The following is a 17,707-nucleotide window of genomic DNA, read 5'->3' as shown; positions in this document are numbered from 1 at the left end:
GTTATCCTCCCGGCGCGGAGGCGTTCCGCTGGCGCAGATGCCTCTGCATGCCGGATTTCCGGCAACCGCGTTATCGCGGTATTGCGGTCCAAACTTCAGAGGGAGGCTTCGGCCTCCCTCTTTTTTGGCCCGGACCCATTTGTCATATGACTGGCGCTTGGATCGGTTCAACCAGAGAGACGTGCTCGCCCCGGTGGAACTTGACCCCCAGCCGGAAGCTGTGACCCACCCGTTCGGCCCGCGCCACGAAGAGCGCGGCGGCCTCCGGCGGCAGCACCTCCTCGGCGGCGCGGCGGAAGAGGCCGAGCCAGCGCACGAAGTGCTGATCGTCGAGACCGGGGAGCGCCACGTGCTTGGGCATCGGCCGGCCGCCATAGGTGCCGGTCTTCAGCATCACCGACGACCAGAAGGCCGTCAGCGTGTCGAAGTGGTGCGGCCAGGCGTCGTCCGGAATGGCGGCATCGAACACCGGCCCGAGCACGTCGTCGGTGCGGGCGGCGTCATAGAAGCGCTCCACGAGCCGGCGGATCATCGCCTCGTCCACCCCGCGCACCGGCGGATCGGCCGGCGGCGGCACCGGTGCCGCCCTGACGATGAAGCGATCGTCCGTCATGGGTTGAATCCTGTCCGCGCGGTCTGATGCATCGCGCATCCTGCGCCGCCGGCGACGCGCCTGCCAACCCCGTAGGAGCCCCGATCCGGTCCGCAGGCCCGCATCAAACCCCCGAAACCAAGAAAGGCCGCCCCCGAGGGAGCGGCCTTTCCATTGCCGGTCACGGCCTTCCGGGATGCACCCGGCGCCGACGTCAGGCGGAGGTCACCTCGGAAGAGGCGACAATCCAGGACCCTGCAGCGGCGGACCGCGACGTATGACAATGAGACACTGGATCACCTCCTTTCGGTTGTTGATGGTGATCCCAATGTGGAGCCACCCGTCCGGAGGCGCAAGACCGGCCGGCGGCTTTTTTCCACGTCCGATCCGTCGGATGGCCCGGCCCGGCCCGTCGCGGCCTTGTCCCGCCCCCCACCGGGCGCTAGACCACAGATAAGGTGGTTCAGACCGGAAGGACGCGCCGTTGCGACTGGAGACTGTGGAACCCGTTCGCCTCGCCGACTATCGGCCGAGCGACTATGCGATCGACACGGTGGATCTCGCCGTGGCGTTCCACGAGGCCGAGACGACCGTCACCGCGACGCTGGCGCTCCGCCGGCGCGACGGCACGCCACCCGGCGCCGCCCTTCTCCTCGACGGCGACGACATCACCCTCGGCTCGGTGGCGATCGACGGCAAGGTGTTGCCGCCGGAGACCTACACCGCCGCGCCGGAGGGCCTCATCCTCCAGAGCCCGCCCGCCGACCCGTTCCGCCTCACCCTGGTGACGGTGCTCGACCCGGCCGCCAACACCAAGCTGATGGGCCTCTACCGGTCCAACGGGGTCTGGTGCACCCAGTGCGAGGCCGACGGCTTCCGCCGCATCACCTATTTCCTCGACCGGCCCGACGTCCTCTCCGTCTACACCCTGCGCATGGAGGCCGACCGGGCCGCCGCGCCCGTGCTCCTCGGCAACGGCAACCGCGTCGAGGCGGGCGACCTGCCGGACGGCCGGCACTTCGCGGTCTGGCACGACCCCTGGCCGAAGCCCGCCTACCTGTTCGCCCTCGTCGCCGGCGATCTCGCCGCCAAGCGCGACACCTTCGTCACCGCCTCCGGCCGCACGGTGGAACTCGGCATCTACGTGGAGCACGGCAACGAGGGCCGCATCGACTACGCCATGGACGCCCTGAAGCGCTCCATGCGCTGGGACGAGGAGGCCTATGGCCGGGAGTACGACCTCGACGTCTTCAACATCGTCGCGGTTTCGGACTTCAACATGGGCGCCATGGAGAACAAGGGCCTCAACATCTTCAACGACAAGTACGTGCTCGCCGACCCGGACGTCGCCACCGACAGCGACTACGCGGGCATCGAGGGCGTGATCGCCCACGAGTATTTCCACAACTGGACCGGCAACCGCATCACCTGCCGCGATTGGTTCCAGCTCTGCCTGAAGGAGGGCCTCACGGTCTTCCGCGACCAGGAGTTCACCTCCGACATGCGCTCCCGGCCGGTGAAGCGCATCGCCGACGTCCGCACCCTCCGCAGCCACCAGTTCCCGGAGGATGGCGGCCCGCTCGCCCATCCGGTGCGGCCGGACGCCTACAAGGAGATCAACAACTTCTACACGGCGACCGTCTACGAGAAGGGCGCCGAGATCGTCCGCATGCTGAAGACGCTGATCGGCGACGACGCCTTCCGGCGCGGCATGGACCTCTACTTCGACCGCCACGACGGCGACGCCGCCACGGTGGAAGACTTCGTCGCCTGCTTCGCGGAGGCGTCCGCGCGCCCGCTCGACGACTTCATGCTGTGGTACCGGCAGGCCGGCACGCCCGTGGTGGAGATCGCCGAAACCTACGACGCGGATGCACGCACCTATCGGCTCGCCTTCCGCCAGACCGTGCCGCCGACCCCCGGCCAGCCCCGCAAGGCGCCCATGGTCATCCCGGTGCGTTTCGGCCTCGTCGGCTCCAACGGCGCCGACATGACCTATCAGGCCGCAGAGGGCGCGGAGGTGCGCGACGACGTGATCGTCCTCACCGAGGCACGCCACGAGGTCGTCTTCCACGGCGTCGCCGAGCGTCCGGTGCCGTCGCTCTTCCGCGGCTTCTCCGCCCCGGTGAAGCCGCAGCTCCAGAGCGCGCCGTCGGACCTCACCTTCCTGATGCGCCACGACAGCGACAGCTTCAACCGCTGGCAGGCGGCCTCGTCGCTTGCCATGACCATGCTGGTGGCCGGCGCCGAGGCCGTGCGCGGGGGCGCCACCCCGCGGATCGACCCGGGCTTCCTCGACGCCCTCGACGAGACCGTCGCCAACCCGTCCCTCGACCCGGCCTTCCGCGCCCTCATGCTGGCGGTGCCCGGTGAGAACGACATCGCCCGCGAGATCGGCGAGAACGTCGACCCGGACGCCATCGCCACCGCCCACCGGACCTTGCGCGCCGCCATCGGCGCCCGCATGGAGACGACGCTCGCCCACGTGGTGTCGGACGCGAGCGCCGCCGGCGACGGCCCGTTCCGCCCGGACGCGGCCGGCGCCGGGCGGCGCGCCCTCGTCAACGCCGCCCTCGACCTCCTGTCGGCCACCGGCCGCATCGAGGTGCTGGAGGCGGTGGAGCGCCGGTTCGACAGCGCCACCAACATGACCGACCGGGTGGCGGCCCTCTCCATCCTGGTGCACCGGCACGCCCCCGGCGCCGCCGCGGCGCTCGACCGCTTCCACGCCCGCTACGGGCACGTGCCCCTGGTGGTCGACAAGTGGCTCGCCGTCCAGGCGACGGCGCCCGACACCGGCACCCTCGACCGGGTGAAGGCGCTCACCACCCACCCGTCCTTCTCCTTCCGCAACCCCAACCGCACCCGGGCGCTGGTCGGCTCGTTCGCCAACCTCAACCCCACCCAGTTCGCCCGGCCGGACGGGGCGGGCTTCGGCTTCGTGGCCGACACGGTGATCCTGCTCGACGAGAAGAACCCGCAGGTGGCCGCCCGGATCGTCACGAGCTTCCGCTCCTGGCGCAGCTACGAGCCCCGCCGCCGCGCCCTCGCCGAAGCCGCCCTCCACCGCATCGCCGCCAAACCCGGCCTCTCCCGCGACGTCGGCGACATCGTGGAACGCACCCTCGCGTAAAGAGGGGAGGGCACCTTCGTCGGTGGGAGCCGCCTGCGTCGCCGGTGGGGGAGGCGCCGGTGGTGGCCGCCCACGCCGCCGTTGGGGGAGGCGCCTCCGCGGCCGTCAGGGGTGCGCCTGTGCGGCCGTCGGTGGAAGTCGCCTCCGCTGACCAAGGCGATCGCGGGGGTCGAGAGGACGCGGATCGTCACCCGGCCTCCGGCCATCCACCTTCACCTCCTCGCTAGTCATGGTCCGGTTCATCCGGACCACCCACGCATTTCAACGGCGAAAAGCGTGGGTGGTCCGCCTCCGCGGACCACGACGATGGCGGGGGACGGGAGGGCGCGGATCGCCCTCCGGCATCCGGCAACTCGCCCCACCTCCCACCCCCGCCACCCGTCATCCCGGCGAACGCCGGGATCCAGCCGATGGCGGTGCCGTGTGCGCCCGTGCGGACGATGCGCCCGTCGGTTGGGCCCCGGCGTTCGCCGGGGTGACGTCCTGGGAAAACGCATCGGCACAGGCCCCCCGATGCCACGTCCTCCGCCCCCCGTCCCCCTCCCTCAACCCCGTATTTATGCGTGTTGCACATCAACGTCGCCGCAGGCCGTTAACCTGTTTTTCAGACAGCGCCCCTGGACAGGTCGAATCCCTCTGATTCACACTCAGGTTGCTGATTCGGGACGCGGTGGCCGCACCGAGGCCCCCGCTGCGGCGGCGGATCGAGCAACCAGGAAATCGAGTGGGGGGCCGGCATGGGGCGGGCGGACTCTGCCAACGCCTCGGGCGGATGGCGATCACTGCTCTTTCGGACGCCGTCCGAACCAGAAGGCGCGCTGAAGGGGCACGCGCGCCTGCTCGCGCAGCCGGCCTACCGGCGGCTGGTACAGGCCGAGCCGATCTTCCGGCGCTCCATCCCGGTGCTCATCGCGGTCTTCCTCCTGGTGGTCGGTATCGCCCGCGTCACCAACCTTGCCGAGCGCCGCGACGAGACCGACCGCGCCGCCCGCGACATGATCGCCATGCTGGCCGAGACGCTGGACGCCACCCTCTCGGCGAGCGCGCCGGAGGACGAGACGGCCGCCGGCTACGCCCATTCCATCCGCACCGCCCTTCGCGAGGCGCTCCCCCCGTCCGCCACCAGCGACGGCCGGGTGATCCTCATCGCCGACGTGGACGGCGAGATCCACGCCACCGCGCCGGAGGACGCATCCCTCGTCGGGCGCAACCTCAGCACCTTCTTCGGGCCGAGCCAGCCCATTGTGGTGTTCGGCGAGCGCGCCGGCGTGCTGCCGCTCACCCTCGACGACGGGCGCGAGGCCTACGCCGCCGTCCATCACCTCGCTGGCGCGCGCGGCTCCGTGGCGGTCTACCAACCGGCCGACCAGATCTTCCTCAACTGGCGCCGCGACGTGTCGATGAACGTGTCGCTCTTCATCGGCACCAGCTGCATCCTCATTGTGATGGTCTACGCCTTCTTCGCACAGACCTCGCGCGCCACCGAGGCGGATCGCATCTACGCCGCAACCCAGATCCGGGTGGACACGGCGCTCCGACGCGGCCGCTGCGGCCTGTGGGACTGGGACCTCGCCCGCGGCCGGCTGTTCTGGTCGCCATCCATGTACGTCATCCTCGGCATGCAGCCGAACCAGGACCTGATGGGCTTCTCCGAGCTGCAGGCCCTGATCCACCAGGACGACATGGACCTCTACGGCCTTGCCCGCGACATCCTGGAGACCGGCCAGAACGCCGCCGACCTGGAGTTCCGCATCCGCCACGCGGAGGGCCACTGGGTGTGGCTGCGCGCCCGCCTGGAGATCGTCCGCGACCGGGACGGCGCGCCCCACCTGATCGGCATCGCCGTCGACGTGACCGAGCAGAAGCGCCTCGCCGAGATGACCGCCACGGCGGACCTGCGCCTGCGCGACGCCATCGAGACCATCTCGGAGGCCTTCGTGCTCTGGGACGACGACAACCGCCTCGTCATGTGCAATTCCAAGTACCAGTCGCTGCACCAGCTCTCCGACATGGTCACCCGCACCGGCACCCCCTACGACGCCGTCATGGCGTCCGCCCGCCAGCCGGTGGTGCAGAGCCACGGCCGCATGGGCGACTTCTCCGGTGAGCGCTCCTACGAGGCGCAGCTGGAGGACGGCCGCTGGCTGCAGATCAACGAGCGCCGCACCAAGGACGGCGGCTTCGTGTCGGTCGGCACCGACATCACCGAGCTGAAGCGGCACGAGGAGCGGCTGCTCGACAGCGAGAGGCGCCTGATGGCGACGGTCGCGGATCTCCGCCAGAGCCGCCACCAGATGCAGCTGCAGACCACCCAGCTCGTCGAACTTGCCGAGAAGTACGCCGAGGAGAAGGCCCGCGCCGAGGCCGCCAACCGGGCGAAGTCGGAATTCCTCGCTTCCATGAGCCACGAGCTGCGCACGCCGCTCAACGCCATCATCGGCTTCTCCGAGATCATGCGCTCGGGCCTCTTCGGCGACCTCGGCTCGCCCAAGTACGACGAGTACTGCCTCGACATCCACGAGAGCGGCACCTACCTGCTCAACGTCATCTCCGACATCCTCGACATGTCGAAGATCGAGGCCGGCCGCGTGAACCTCACCCTGGAGAGCGTCGTGCTCGACGACGTGATCGCGGAATCCACCCGCATCATGACGCCCCAGGCGGAGGACCGGAAGATCCACCTCGTCACCAGCCTGGACGCCGCCCTGCCCATGGTGGCCGACCGCCGGGCCATCAAGCAGGTGGCGCTCAACCTCCTCTCCAACGCCCTGAAGTTCACGCCCATGAACGGCTCGGTGACGGTCAGCACCGCCATGCAGGGGCCGATGATGGTCTTCACGGTGGCCGACACCGGCATCGGCATCCCGGCCCAGGCCCTTCAGCAGATCGGCCAGCCCTTCGTGCAGGTGGAGAACCAGTTGACGCGCAAGCACCCGGGCTCCGGCCTCGGCCTTGCGATCGCCCGCTCGCTGGTGGAGCTCCACGGCGGCACCATGGCGATCTCGTCGTCGGAGGGCATCGGGACCACCGTCACGGTCCGCTTCCCGCGCATCGCCGCCCCGACCGCCAGCGACGGCACCGCCGCGGTCGCCGAGCAGACCGCCGTCCCGGCCTCCAGCGGCCTTGCCCGCGCCGTTGCGGTGGCGAACGCCCGCGGCAGCAGCCGCGCCGTCCACTGACGCCAGGGTCGTCCCGTCGCCGACCGGACGGGTCGATCGGTGCAGGGGCCGCGCCCCTCGCGAACCGCGCCCTGGCGCGGCACCCGCGCGTCTATCGCGGCAGGATGCCCCGCAGCAGCACCCCCGTCACCGTCTCCACCGCGTCGCTGAACACTTGGTCGTCCGCGAGGCCGGAGCCGAGCAGCGCGCTCACCTGGGCGTCGAAATCCGCATAGTGCTGGGTGGTGGCCCAGATCATGAAGATGAGGTGCACCGGCTCCACCGGTGCCAGCTTGCCGGCCTTCACCCAGCCGCGGATGACGCCGGCCTTCTCCTCCACGATCTCCTTCAGCTCGGTCTTCAGCACCTGGTCGAGAAGGGGCGCGCCCTGCATGATCTCGCCGATGAAGAGCCGGCTTTCCTGCGGATGCGCGCGCGACTGCTCCAGCTTCTGGCGGATGTAGCGGCCGATCTCGTCGGCCGGGTCGCCGTCCGCGTTCATCTCGCCGAGCGGCGTTAGCCACATGTCGAGCGTGCGCTGGAGAACGGCCGTGTAGAGGTCCTGCTTGCGGCGGAAATAGTAGAGGAGGTTCGGCTTCGACATGCCGGCCCGCTCGGCGATCTGGTCCACCGTCGCGCCCCGGAAGCCGTAGGTGGAGAAGGCGTCGAGCGCCGCGTCGAGGATCTTCTCCTCGTTCTCGGCCTGGATGCGCGTGCGCTTCTTGGAGGCGCGCGCCCGGGCTAGATTGAAATCATCCATGCATCAAGGTCCGCGCCCGATCGTTTGGTTTTGTAGGCCGATCCGCCCGGCCCGTCGAGGGTCCGCCAGCGCGGCGGGGCAGGGGGATCAGAAGGACGGCGGCGTGCACACGCTGACCAGTTCGCACGGCTCCGCGCCCACGTTGCGGAAACGATGGGGCTCGGCGCTTGAGAAATAGTATGCGTCGCCCGGCCCCAGCACCGCCCGCTGGTCGCCGACCGTCACCTCCAGCTCGCCGCGGATGATGACGCCGGCCTCCTCGCCCTGGTGCTTCAGCGGGATCCGGCCGGAATCGGCGCCCGGCTGATAACGCTCCGTCAGGATTTGCAGCGCCTTGCCGGTGAGGTCCGTGCCCACCTGCCGGTAGGAGACGCCGCCGCGCCCGATCTCCGTCAATTCCCCCGCCCGGTAGAACACCTTGGCGGGCGCCTCCCCGGTGGCGAAGAAGTCGGCGAGCGGCATCGGCACCGCGTCGAGAATGCGCTTCAGCGCGCCGACCGAGGGGTTGATGGCGTTCGATTCGATCTGGCTGACCGTGGCGTTGGAGATGCCCGCCTTGCGCGCCAGCTGCCGCTGCGACAGCCCCCGCGCCTCCCGCACCGCCCGCAATCGCCCGCCCACGTCCATCGCCCGCTCCGCCGCGCCTGTTCAGATGTTCGCGATCTTGAACGGCAGGGGCGAAAAAGCAAGCCGGAACAGGGCGTGCGACCGTTCGAACATATCGCCTTGTTCACTATCCTGGGGTGCCGCTACAGTGTCGGCCACGTGCGCGCTCGAAGGCCCCGGCCGGGGCCGACCGCCAGAAGGGAAACACCCGCCATGTCCAGCCCCGCCGCCCAGCCCGGCACCAACAACCTCGACAGCTTCTGGATGCCGTTCACCGCCAACCGGCAGTTCAAGAAGAACCCGCGGCTCTTCGTCGGCGCCAAGGACATGCACTACACCACCGCGGACGGCCGCAAGGTGCTGGACGGCACCGCGGGCCTCTGGTGCTGCAACGCCGGCCATGCCCGGCCGAAGATCGTCGAGGCGGTGCAGAAGCAGATCGCCGAGATGGACTACGCGCCCGCCTTCCAGATGGGCCACCCGAAGGCGTTCGAACTCGCCGCCCGGCTCGTCAACTACCTGCCGAAGCCGCTCGACCACGTCTTCTTCACCAACTCCGGCTCCGAGAGCGTGGAGACCGCGCTGAAGATCGCGCTCGCCTATCACCGGGCCAAGGGCAAGGGCCAGAAGTTCCGCCTGATCGGCCGCGAGCGCGGCTACCACGGGGTCAACTTCGGCGGCATCTCGGTCGGCGGCATCACCAACAACCGCAAGTTCTTCGGCACCCTGCTCACCGGCGTCGACCACATCCGACACACCCACGACCTTTCCCGCAACGCCTTCACCCGCGGCGAGCCGGAGCACGGGGTGGAGTTCGCCGAGGACCTGGAGAAGCTCGTCGCCCTCCACGACCCGTCCACCATCGCGGCCGTCATCGTGGAGCCGGTCGCCGGCTCCACCGGCGTGCTCATCCCGCCGAAGGGCTACCTGAAGCGCGTCCGCGAAATCTGCACCAAGCACGACATCCTGCTGATCTTCGACGAGGTCATCACCGGCTTCGGCCGCCTCGGCACCCCGTTCGCGGTGGAGTATTTCGACGTCGTCCCCGACATGGTGGTCACCGCCAAGGGCATCTCCAACGGCGTCATCCCCATGGGCGGCGTGTTCGTCTCCTCGGAGATCTACGAGACCTTCATGACCGGGCCGGAGCACCTGATCGAGCTCTTCCACGGCTACACCTACTCGGCTCACCCGGTCGCCTGCGCCGCCGCCCTCGGCACCCTCGACACCTACGAGGAGGAGGGCCTCCTCACCCGCGGCGCCGAACTCGCCAGCTACTGGGAGACGGCACTCCACACCCTCAAGGGCCTGCCCCACGTCATCGACGTGCGCAACATCGGCCTCATCGGCGCCATCGAGCTGGAGCCCATCCCCGGCGAGCCCACGAAACGCGCCTTCCAGGCCTTCCTCGACGCCTACGAGGACGGCGTCCTCATCCGCACCACCGGCGACATCATCGCCCTCTCGCCGCCCCTCATCATCACCACCGACCAGATCGACGAGATCGTGGCGACGCTCGCCATGGTGCTGACGAAGCTGAAGTAAGGGACGGGGGGCGGTTCCCCCCTCTCCCCAACCCTCCCCCACGAGGGGGGAGGGGGCCCCGATCGGTTCCGGCGCCCTAGCGATCGGCCGGCGGAGCGCCTCCCTTGACCCCGAGCGCCGACGCGCTCCCTCCCCCCTGGTGGGGGAGGGTTGGGGAGAGGGGGGAGCCCCACCCGCCAGCCGACAACCAGAACACCACCCAGGACGGAAACACCCATGCGCACCATCCAGAACGCCATCGGCGGCCAGCTCGTCGCCTCCACCTCCGGCCGCACCGCGCCGGTGTTCAATCCGGCCACCGGCGAAGAGATCGCGACCGTCCCGCTCTCCTCTGCCGAGGAGGTCGCCTCCGCCATCGCGGCCGCCAAGGCCGCCTCCGTCGCCTGGGGCCGCACGCCGCCGCTGAAGCGCGCGCGCTACATGTTCAAGTTCAAGGAGCTGGTGGAGACCCACGCGGCCGACATCGCCCGCGCCATTTCGGCGGAACACGGCAAGACCCACGACGACGCCCTCGGCGAGGTGCAGCGCGGCCTGGAAGTGATCGAGTTCGCCTGCGGCATTCCGCACCTCCTCAAGGGCGAGTTCTCCCGCAACGTCGGCCCGGACATCGACAGCTATTCCGACCGTCAGCCACTCGGGGTTGTCGCCGGCATCACGCCGTTCAACTTCCCCGCCATGGTGCCCATGTGGATGTACCCGATCGCCATCGCGTGCGGGAACACCTTCGTGCTGAAGCCGTCCGAGCGCGACCCGGGCGCCGTCATGCTCGCCTACGAGCTGTTCGAGAAGGCCGGCTTCCCGGCGGGCGTCCTCAACGTGGTGCACGGCGACAAGGTGGCCGTGGACACCATCCTCCACCATCCGGACGTGAAGGCCGTGTCCTTCGTCGGCTCCACGCCGATCGCCGAATACGTCTACGCCACCGGCACCATGAAGGGTAAGCGCGTACAGGCGCTCGGCGGCGCCAAGAACCACATGATCGTCATGCCCGACGCCGACATCGACAAGGCCGTCGACGCGCTCATGGGCGCCGGCTACGGCTCCGCCGGCGAGCGCTGCATGGCGGTCTCGGTCGCGGTCCCGGTCGGCGAGGCGACCGCCAACCGGCTCGTGGAGGCGCTGAAGCCCAAGGTGGAGGCCCTGAAGATCGGTCCGGCCACCGACCCGGCCGCCGAGATGGGTCCGCTCGTCACCAAGGCGCATCAGCAGAAGGTGCTCGGCTACATCGACCAGGGCGTCAAGGAAGGCGCCGACCTCGTCGTCGACGGCCGCGGCTTTTCGCTTCAGGGCTACGAGAACGGCTATTTCGTCGGCGGCACCCTGTTCGACCGGGTGACCCCGGAGATGACCATCTACAAGGAGGAGATCTTCGGCCCCGTCCTCTCGGTTCTGCGCGCCCCCACCTACGACCACGCGGTGGACCTCATCAACGCGCACGAGTACGGCAACGGCACCGCCATCTTCACCCGCGACGGCGACGCCGCCCGCGCCTTCGCCGACCGCATCGAGGTCGGCATGGTGGGCATCAACGTGCCGATCCCGGTGCCGGTCGCCTACCACTCCTTCGGCGGCTGGAAGCGCTCCCTCTTCGGCGATCATTCCATCTACGGCCCAGAAGGCGTGCGCTTCTACACCCGCCTGAAGACCGTGACGCAGCGCTGGCCGGAAGGCATCAAGTCCGGCGCCGTGTTCACCTTCCCGACGATGTGAGACGGAAGCGGGGAGGGGCAGTCCATGTCGAGGTTCCACGCACGGCCACCGGCGGTTTCGACCGTCTTGCAGGACGACGACCGCTGCCGCGTCACGCGCTGGGACTTTCAGCCCGGCGCCGACACCGGCTGGCATCGCCACGGCATGGCCTATCTGGTCATCCCGATGACCCACTGCTCCTTCCTCATCGAGGACGCGGCCGGCGAGCGCCGGGTCGAGGTGGCGGCTGGCGCCACCTACACCCGGCCCGAAGGCGTCGAGCACAACGTCGTCAACGGCGGAACCGAGCCGATGAGCTTCATCGAGGTGGAGTTCAAGCGGTGATTGACAGGTGAGGCCCGGTATCCATCTATACACACTGGACACGTGAAGATGGACAGCCGAACCGTCTTCAGGCTGCTTGAGGTGGACGGCTGGTACCGGGTGCGACAGGTGGGAAGCCACGTCCAGTTCAAGCATCCCATAAAGCCGGGACTGGTGACCCTGCCGCATCCCAAACGCGACATCCCGATCGGGACGTTGGCCAGCATCGAGAAGCAGGCCGGCATCAAGCTGAGGTAAGCCATGGCCACCTACATCGGCATCGTTCACGGCGGCGAGGGCGCCGGCTACGGCCTCTCCTTCCCGGATCTTCCGGGGTGCGTGACCGCCTCTGAAAACCTGGACGAACTCCGCGCCCTCGCCGAGGAAGCGCTGGCGCTGCACGTGGAAGGCATGCTGGCGGAAGGTCTGCCGGTCCCCCAACCGTCGCCGCTCGCCACCGTGATGGCCGCGCCGCAATCTGAGGGCGGCATTCCGCTCCTGGTGCCGTTGAAGCTTGCGGCCAAGACGGTCCGTGTGAACATCACGCTCCCGGAAGAGGCGCTTCGCGACATCGACACCTTCGCCGAGTCCCACGGCTATTCGCGTTCCGGCTTCCTGGTCTCCGCCGCACGCAAGTTCATGGCGGAAGCGGCGGAATGATCGGCGTTGCGGAGCCCTTCCCGGCTTGTCGGCCGTCATGATATCCTCCGTTTCGACAAAGGGATATACAGATGCCGCTCTATGTCCGTGACGAGGAAGTGGCCGCCATGGCGGCCGAACTGCGGGATCTTCTGAAGGCCGGCTCCAAGACGGAGGCGGTCCGCCTTGCGCTTCGCCGCGAGATCGACCGGCAGAAGGGTGGCCTCCCGCTCAAGGAGCGTGTCGCCCGTTTGCAGGCGCAGGCAGACGCCCTCGGCCCGGCGGACCGGGACTTCGACCAGAAGGCCTATGCCGACCGGATGTGGGGCGACGCCTGATGTTCATCGACGCGTCCGCCATCGTGGCCATCCTCGCCCGCGAGGCGGACGCCGAAAGCCTCCTCGACCGCATCGAGGCCGCCAAGGGGCCGATCCACGTCTCGCCCCTTGTCCGGTTCGAGGCGGCGGTCTCCCTGGCCCGCTCCCGGTCCGGCGCGGCAAACCGACCGGATGCGGCGACGATCGCCGCGGCCGCCCGTCTGGTCTCGGCCTTTCTGGACGAGATCGGTGCCGCCGAGATGCCCATCACCGACGAGATCGGCCGGGCCGCGCTGGACGCGGCGATGACCTTCGGCAAGGCCGTCGGCCACACGGCCGACCTCGATTTCGGCGACTGCTTCGCCTACGCCTGTGCCAAGGTCGGCGGCGTCGGCCTCCTCTACAAGGGCAACGACTTCGCCCGCACTGACCTAGCCTGAACGGCGGCCTGGGCTCGACATCAAACAGGCGGGCGTTGAAGTTCCACCGTCCGCGGCGTAATATGACCACATGTGGTCACAGATGCGGAGGGCGCTATGAACAAGGTCCAACTGCGGGACGCCAAGGCTCGTCTTTCCGAACTCGTCGAGGCGGTCGAGGCGGGCGACCACGTCGTCATCACCAAGCATGGCCGCGAGGCGGTCATGATCGTACCTTTGGAAGAAGGCCGGAAACTCTTTCCGGAGAAGGAAGAAGCGAACTTCTTCGAATACTTGATGAAAATTCCCTATCCGGTCGAACTCGACGAAGAAGAGCGCCCTCGCATACGCGACATCGATCTGTGACCCGTTTTCTACTCGACACTTCGGTGCTTTCGGCCCTCGCGCCGGGCCGACCCGCACCATCGAACGAACTTGTGCGATGGGGGCGCGAAAACCAGCATTTGCTGTACCTGCCGACGATAACATTGCTGGAAATCCAGCAGGGCATCCAGAAGCTGCGCCGATCGGGAGCCGAGAAGCGGTCGGCGGCATTGGACGTCTGGTTCAACGGCGTCCTCGTCGACTTCAGCGATCATATCGTTGACCTCGATCGTCAGTCTGCGATCGATGCCGGTGCTCTTTCTGATTCCTTGCAAGCCCAAGGACGCCACCCGGGGCTGGCCGACATCATGATCGCTGGTATCGCGCGTGTGCGCGGCTATACGATCCTCACACGCAACCTCCGCCACTTCGAACCGACCGGCGTGCCGGCCTTCGACCCCTTCTCGGCCGATCCGGCCCTACGTCCCACCTGACCATGCCCCCAGGAGCCCCTATCCCCATGACCACCCCCACCGACAACCTGCGCATCAACGGCGACCGCCTCTGGGACAGCCTAATGGAGATGGCCAAGGTCGGGCCGGGCGTGCGCGGCGGCAACAACCGCCAGACCCTCACGGACGCCGACCGCGAGGGCCGGCTCCTGTTCCAACGCTGGTGCGAGGACGCCGGCATGACCGTCGCGGTGGACTCCATGGGCACCATGTTCGCCCGCCGCGAAGGCACGGACGCTTCCCTGGACCCGGTCATGATGGGCTCCCACCTCGACACCCAGCCGACCGGCGGCAAGTACGACGGCGTCCTCGGCGTGCTCGGCGCCCTGGAGGTGGTCCGCTCGCTGAACGACCTCGGCATCCGCACCCGGCGGCCCATCGAGGTCGTGAACTGGACCAACGAGGAGGGCACCCGCTTCGTCCCCGCCATGGTGGCCTCGGGCGTGTTCGCCGGCCGCTACGACGAGGCTTGGGCGAAGTCCCGCACCGACGCGGAGGGCAAACGCCTCGGGGACGAGCTGAAGCGCATCGGCTTCGAGGGGCCGGAGCCGGTGGGCCAGCGCAAGCTGCACGCCATGCTGGAGCTCCACATCGAGCAGGGGCCGATCCTGGAGGACGAGGGCATCGACATCGGCGTCGTCACCCACGGCCAGGGCCTGAAGTGGCTCCAGATAACCCTCACGGGCAAGGAGGCCCACACCGGCTCCACCCCCATGCCGAAGCGCATCAACGCCGGTCTCGGCGCCGCCCGCATCGTGCAGCTGGTGGACGAGGTGGCCTGGAGCCACGCGCCGCTTGCGGTCGGCGCGGTCGGCCACATGGAGGTCTATCCGAACAGCCGCAACATCATCCAGGGCAAGGTGGTGTTCACCGTCGACATCCGCCATCCGGACAAGGCCGTCATCGCCGACATGGACGCCCGCATCCGTGCCGGCGCGGCGAAGATCGCCGAGGACCTGAAGCTCGGCATGGAGATCGAGGAGGTCGGCGCCTTCGATCCCGTGGCCTTCGACGAGACGCTCCTCTCCCGCATCCGCGACGCCGCCGACCGGCTCGGCTATTCCCGCCGCGACATCGTCTCAGGCGCCGGCCACGACGCCTGCTGGATCAACCGCGTCGCACCCACCGCCATGATCTTCTGCCCCTGCGTCGACGGCCTCTCCCACAACGAGGACGAGGAGATCAGCAAGGCGTGGGCAACGGCCGGCGCGGACGTGCTTCTGCACGCGGCGCTGGAGACGGCGGAAGTGGTGGGGTGAGGTAAAATTGCCTGTCAGGCGGGCGGCCAGTCCACGATCGTGACAAAGCCGCCCGCGTGGACCTCGAGCAGTTTGTTGACCATGTCTCCAGCCTTGGCGACGGTCTCCAGAGCAAGCCCGAAATATCGGATCTGCTCGTCCTCTCGGAGGTTTCCAGGGACGATGATGACAAGGCCGGGGTGCAAGGCTTCCTGGCGATAAAGAGCCAGGAAGTCCTTTCGGTTGCTCGTGACGAGGATCAGCCCTTCGGACCGGACGAGCCGCATCAGGCCCCGGTCTGACGTTCCCTGCAGGTTTCGATGGAGCACGTGCAGGGCTCTGTAGCCGCGCGCATGCGCCATGGCCACAAGGTGCGGAGACAAGCACTCATCGACCAGGAACGGTTCGATCAAAGCGGCCGACCGTTCTGGTCCCACACAATCACGGCGTCGATCGCGTCCGGCGGAATGGAGGGGTACGCACGAAAGATGTCGACGCGTGGCGTCCCTGCCTTGAGTTCGGCCAGGATGTTCCCCGCCGGCACTCGCGTTCCCTCCACGCAAGGCTCCCCGCCCATGATTTCAGGGTTCGAGGTGATCCTCGCCGGCTTCGGCTTTTCACGCGCCCACGCCATCCCGACCTCCGTTTCTCGTCCCCAGTGTACGCGATCGCGCGCCTTCGCCCAAGCGCGCCCACCGCGCGCTTTGGCCTTCCTTTTGTCCACGTCAAACGTCAATCTGGCTGCGAAAGAGGCACGCTGCCCGATTGACCGAGGTGCGGAAAACTTCGATCATCTGGTCAAAATCAAGCCGCCTCGAGAGCGGTGACCGACAGAGGGTGTTGAGGACATGGCGACAGTCATCAAGGGCGGCACCGTGGTGGCCGCCGATCGCTCCTACGAGGCGGACGTTCTGATCGAGGGCGACAAGATCGCGGCCATCGGCCCTGGCCTCACCGCCGAGACGGTGCTCGACGCCACTGGCGCCTACATCATGCCGGGCGGCATCGACCCGCACACCCACCTGGAAATGCCCTTCATGGGCACCACGGCGGCCGAGACCTGGGAGAGCGGCACGGCGGCGGCCCTCTCCGGCGGCACCACCATGGTGGTGGATTTCGTCATCCCGTCGCGCAACGACGGCGGTCTCCTCGACGCCATCGCGGCCTGGGAGGAGAAGGCCACCCGGCAGGCCTGCGCCGACTATTCCTACCACATGTGCATCACCGGCTGGTCGAAGACCATCTTCGACGAGATGGCCGAGGTTGTTTCCCGCGGCGTCACGTCGTTCAAGCACTTCATGGCCTACAAGGGCGCCCTGATGGTGAACGACGACGAGATGTTCGCCTCCTTCCAGCGCTGCGCCGCGCTCGGCGCACTGCCGCTCGTCCACGCGGAGAACGGCGACATCGTCGCGGCCCTCCAGGACAAGTTCATCGCCGCCGGCGTCACCGGGCCGGAGGGGCACGCCTATTCGCGCCCGCCGGAGGTGGAGGGCGAGGCCACCAACCGCGCCATCATGATCGCCGACGCCGCCGGGGTGCCGGTCTACATCGTCCACGTCTCCTGCGAGCAGAGCCACGAGGCCATCCGCCGGGCCCGCCAGAAGGGCATGCGCGTTTATGGCGAGCCGCTCGTCCAGCACCTGACCCTCGACGAGACCGAGTACTTCAACCAGGAGTGGGACTACGCCGCCCGCCGGGTGATGTCGCCGCCGTTCCGCAACAAGCAGCACCAGGACAGCCTGTGGGCCGGCCTCTCCGCCGGGTCGCTCCAGGTGGTCGCCACCGACCACTGCGCCTTCACCACCGCGCAGAAGCGCTTCGGTCTCGGCGACTTCCGCAAGATCCCGAACGGCACCGGCGGTCTTGAGGACCGCATGCCCGTCCTCTGGACCAAGGGCGTGAAGACCGGCCGCATCACCGCCAACGAGTTCGTGGCGCTCACCTCCACCAACATCGCCCAGATCCTCGGCCTCTATCCCCGCAAGGGCGCGCTCCTGCCCGGCTCCGACGCCGACATCGTGGTCTGGGACCCCACCAAGACCAAGACCATCGCGGCCGCCGCCCAGCGCTCCATCATCGACTACAACGTCTTCGAGGGTGTCGAGGTCTCCGGCCTGCCGCGTTACACCCTCTCGCGCGGCGAGGTGGTCTACGCCGACGGCAAGAACGACAGCCCGCGCCCCGGCCGCGGCCAGTTCATCCCCCGCAAGGCCCACAACCCGGTCAACCAGGCCCTCAGCGTCTGGAAGGAGATCACCGCCCCGCGCATGATCGAGCGCAAGCCGGAGATGATGCCGATCGGGGTGTGATTGGCGGAGGGCGGGGCTTCCCCCTCTCCCCAACCCTCCCCCACGAGGGGGGAGGGTGTGCGTGGCGGGTGGCCGGACGGCCTTCGCCAGCCCTGCACCCGAACCGCGCCCCATCCCCTCTCCCCTTGTGGGAGAGGGT

Annotated in this window: 18 protein-coding genes; 13 read left to right on the top strand and 5 right to left on the bottom strand. The window is 68.6% G+C overall.

The annotated features are described in order from the left end of the window. Window positions 1-142: 142 nt before the first annotated feature. Window positions 143-613, bottom strand: coding sequence for a group III truncated hemoglobin (locus tag BUQ68_RS18540; RefSeq protein ID WP_075217501.1), 471 nt, complete (start codon window positions 611-613; stop codon window positions 143-145). A gap of 463 nt (window positions 614-1,076) precedes the next feature. Between BUQ68_RS18540 and pepN the strand changes: the two genes are divergently transcribed. Both pepN and BUQ68_RS18530 read left to right on the top strand, forming a co-directional pair. After that, the gene (gene pepN / locus BUQ68_RS18535; RefSeq protein ID WP_075217500.1) at window positions 1,077-3,725 is read left to right on the top strand and encodes an aminopeptidase N; all 2,649 of its coding nucleotides are present in this window, start codon (window positions 1,077-1,079) and stop codon (window positions 3,723-3,725) included. 737 nt (window positions 3,726-4,462) lie between these two features. Beyond that, entirely contained in the window at window positions 4,463-6,904 is a 2,442-nt protein-coding gene (locus BUQ68_RS18530) for a sensor histidine kinase (protein ID WP_075217499.1), read from the top strand. Window positions 6,905-6,995: 91 nt separating this feature from the next. Here the strand turns inward: BUQ68_RS18530 and rutR are convergent, their stop codons facing one another. Continuing rightward, window positions 6,996-7,643 carry an HTH-type transcriptional regulator RutR gene (rutR, locus tag BUQ68_RS18525; RefSeq protein WP_075217498.1) on the bottom strand — a complete coding sequence of 216 codons (648 nt, stop codon included), beginning with the start codon at window positions 7,641-7,643 and terminating at the stop codon, window positions 6,996-6,998. Between the two features lie 87 nt (window positions 7,644-7,730). Then, on the bottom strand, window positions 7,731-8,270 hold the full coding sequence (locus BUQ68_RS18520; RefSeq protein ID WP_075217497.1) for a cupin domain-containing protein: 540 nt from the start codon (window positions 8,268-8,270) through the stop codon (window positions 7,731-7,733). 192 nt (window positions 8,271-8,462) lie between these two features. On the opposite strand from BUQ68_RS18520, the gene aptA reads away from it, so the two are divergent. From aptA to BUQ68_RS18470, 10 genes are all read left to right on the top strand, one after another. Next, complete coding sequence (gene aptA / locus BUQ68_RS18515) at window positions 8,463-9,794, top strand: omega-aminotransferase AptA (RefSeq protein ID WP_075217496.1); 1,332 nt, start codon at window positions 8,463-8,465, stop codon at window positions 9,792-9,794. Window positions 9,795-10,010: 216 nt separating this feature from the next. After that, complete coding sequence (locus tag BUQ68_RS18510) at window positions 10,011-11,504, top strand: CoA-acylating methylmalonate-semialdehyde dehydrogenase (RefSeq protein ID WP_075217495.1); 1,494 nt, start codon at window positions 10,011-10,013, stop codon at window positions 11,502-11,504. 24 nt (window positions 11,505-11,528) lie between these two features. Beyond that, window positions 11,529-11,828 carry a cupin domain-containing protein gene (locus BUQ68_RS18505; RefSeq protein ID WP_075217494.1) on the top strand — a complete coding sequence of 100 codons (300 nt, stop codon included), beginning with the start codon at window positions 11,529-11,531 and terminating at the stop codon, window positions 11,826-11,828. A 48-nt stretch (window positions 11,829-11,876) separates the two neighbouring features. Next, a complete protein-coding gene (locus BUQ68_RS18500) occupies window positions 11,877-12,065 on the top strand; it encodes a type II toxin-antitoxin system HicA family toxin (protein WP_075217493.1) in 189 nt (62 codons plus the stop codon). Between the two features lie 3 nt (window positions 12,066-12,068). After that, window positions 12,069-12,467, top strand: a complete 399-nt coding sequence (locus BUQ68_RS18495; RefSeq protein WP_075217492.1) for a type II toxin-antitoxin system HicB family antitoxin — start codon at window positions 12,069-12,071, stop codon at window positions 12,465-12,467. Window positions 12,468-12,538: 71 nt separating this feature from the next. Then, window positions 12,539-12,784, top strand: a complete 246-nt coding sequence (locus tag BUQ68_RS18490; RefSeq protein ID WP_075217491.1) for a type II toxin-antitoxin system VapB family antitoxin — start codon at window positions 12,539-12,541, stop codon at window positions 12,782-12,784. Beyond that, the gene (locus BUQ68_RS18485; protein WP_075217490.1) at window positions 12,784-13,203 is read left to right on the top strand and encodes a type II toxin-antitoxin system VapC family toxin; all 420 of its coding nucleotides are present in this window, start codon (window positions 12,784-12,786) and stop codon (window positions 13,201-13,203) included. Before BUQ68_RS18490 ends, BUQ68_RS18485 begins: the two co-directional genes overlap by 1 nt. 96 nt (window positions 13,204-13,299) lie before the next feature. Further along, window positions 13,300-13,548, top strand: a complete 249-nt coding sequence (locus BUQ68_RS18480) for a type II toxin-antitoxin system Phd/YefM family antitoxin (protein ID WP_075217489.1) — start codon at window positions 13,300-13,302, stop codon at window positions 13,546-13,548. Then, window positions 13,545-14,000 (top strand): type II toxin-antitoxin system VapC family toxin, encoded by a 456-nt coding sequence (locus tag BUQ68_RS18475; RefSeq protein ID WP_075217488.1) that lies wholly within the window; start codon window positions 13,545-13,547, stop codon window positions 13,998-14,000. Before BUQ68_RS18480 ends, BUQ68_RS18475 begins: the two co-directional genes overlap by 4 nt. Before the next feature lie 26 nt (window positions 14,001-14,026). Then, window positions 14,027-15,277 carry a Zn-dependent hydrolase gene (locus tag BUQ68_RS18470; protein WP_075217487.1) on the top strand — a complete coding sequence of 417 codons (1,251 nt, stop codon included), beginning with the start codon at window positions 14,027-14,029 and terminating at the stop codon, window positions 15,275-15,277. Between the two features lie 14 nt (window positions 15,278-15,291). On the opposite strand, the gene BUQ68_RS18465 is transcribed toward BUQ68_RS18470, so the two are convergent. Continuing rightward, window positions 15,292-15,669 (bottom strand): DUF5615 family PIN-like protein, encoded by a 378-nt coding sequence (locus tag BUQ68_RS18465; RefSeq protein WP_083656701.1) that lies wholly within the window; start codon window positions 15,667-15,669, stop codon window positions 15,292-15,294. Further along, window positions 15,666-15,890 (bottom strand): DUF433 domain-containing protein, encoded by a 225-nt coding sequence (locus BUQ68_RS18460; protein ID WP_075217486.1) that lies wholly within the window; start codon window positions 15,888-15,890, stop codon window positions 15,666-15,668. Before BUQ68_RS18460 ends, BUQ68_RS18465 begins: the two co-directional genes overlap by 4 nt. A 214-nt stretch (window positions 15,891-16,104) precedes the next feature. On the opposite strand from BUQ68_RS18460, the gene hydA reads away from it, so the two are divergent. Then, on the top strand, window positions 16,105-17,568 hold the full coding sequence (gene hydA / locus BUQ68_RS18455; protein ID WP_075217485.1) for a dihydropyrimidinase: 1,464 nt from the start codon (window positions 16,105-16,107) through the stop codon (window positions 17,566-17,568). Window positions 17,569-17,707: the final 139 nt, after the last annotated feature.

The organism is Mongoliimonas terrestris (genome assembly GCF_001927285.1).
GTDB classification, from domain to species: domain Bacteria; phylum Pseudomonadota; class Alphaproteobacteria; order Rhizobiales; family Pleomorphomonadaceae; genus Chthonobacter; species Chthonobacter terrestris.
Note: the sequence above shows the minus strand (reverse complement) of the source record. Positions and strands in the feature narration are given on the sequence as shown.

Excerpts from the sequence above, each read along its gene's own strand:
- BUQ68_RS18495 (WP_075217492.1), top strand. The coding sequence starts at position 12,069 with ATGGCCACCTACATCGGCATCGTTCACGGCGGCGAGGGCGCCGGCTAC.
- BUQ68_RS18500 (WP_075217493.1), top strand. The coding sequence starts at position 11,877 with ATGGACAGCCGAACCGTCTTCAGGCTGCTTGAGGTGGACGGCTGGTAC.
- BUQ68_RS18505 (WP_075217494.1), top strand. The coding sequence starts at position 11,529 with ATGTCGAGGTTCCACGCACGGCCACCGGCGGTTTCGACCGTCTTGCAG.
- BUQ68_RS18540 (WP_075217501.1), bottom strand. The coding sequence starts at position 613 with ATGACGGACGATCGCTTCATCGTCAGGGCGGCACCGGTGCCGCCGCCG.
- aptA (WP_075217496.1), top strand. The coding sequence starts at position 8,463 with ATGTCCAGCCCCGCCGCCCAGCCCGGCACCAACAACCTCGACAGCTTC.
- BUQ68_RS18485 (WP_075217490.1), top strand. The coding sequence starts at position 12,784 with ATGTTCATCGACGCGTCCGCCATCGTGGCCATCCTCGCCCGCGAGGCG.
- BUQ68_RS18490 (WP_075217491.1), top strand. The coding sequence starts at position 12,539 with ATGCCGCTCTATGTCCGTGACGAGGAAGTGGCCGCCATGGCGGCCGAA.
- BUQ68_RS18480 (WP_075217489.1), top strand. The coding sequence starts at position 13,300 with ATGAACAAGGTCCAACTGCGGGACGCCAAGGCTCGTCTTTCCGAACTC.
- BUQ68_RS18460 (WP_075217486.1), bottom strand. The coding sequence starts at position 15,890 with ATGGCGTGGGCGCGTGAAAAGCCGAAGCCGGCGAGGATCACCTCGAAC.
- BUQ68_RS18470 (WP_075217487.1), top strand. The coding sequence starts at position 14,027 with ATGACCACCCCCACCGACAACCTGCGCATCAACGGCGACCGCCTCTGG.
- BUQ68_RS18510 (WP_075217495.1), top strand. The coding sequence starts at position 10,011 with ATGCGCACCATCCAGAACGCCATCGGCGGCCAGCTCGTCGCCTCCACC.
- hydA (WP_075217485.1), top strand. The coding sequence starts at position 16,105 with ATGGCGACAGTCATCAAGGGCGGCACCGTGGTGGCCGCCGATCGCTCC.
- BUQ68_RS18530 (WP_075217499.1), top strand. The coding sequence starts at position 4,463 with ATGGGGCGGGCGGACTCTGCCAACGCCTCGGGCGGATGGCGATCACTG.
- rutR (WP_075217498.1), bottom strand. The coding sequence starts at position 7,643 with ATGGATGATTTCAATCTAGCCCGGGCGCGCGCCTCCAAGAAGCGCACG.
- BUQ68_RS18520 (WP_075217497.1), bottom strand. The coding sequence starts at position 8,270 with ATGGACGTGGGCGGGCGATTGCGGGCGGTGCGGGAGGCGCGGGGGCTG.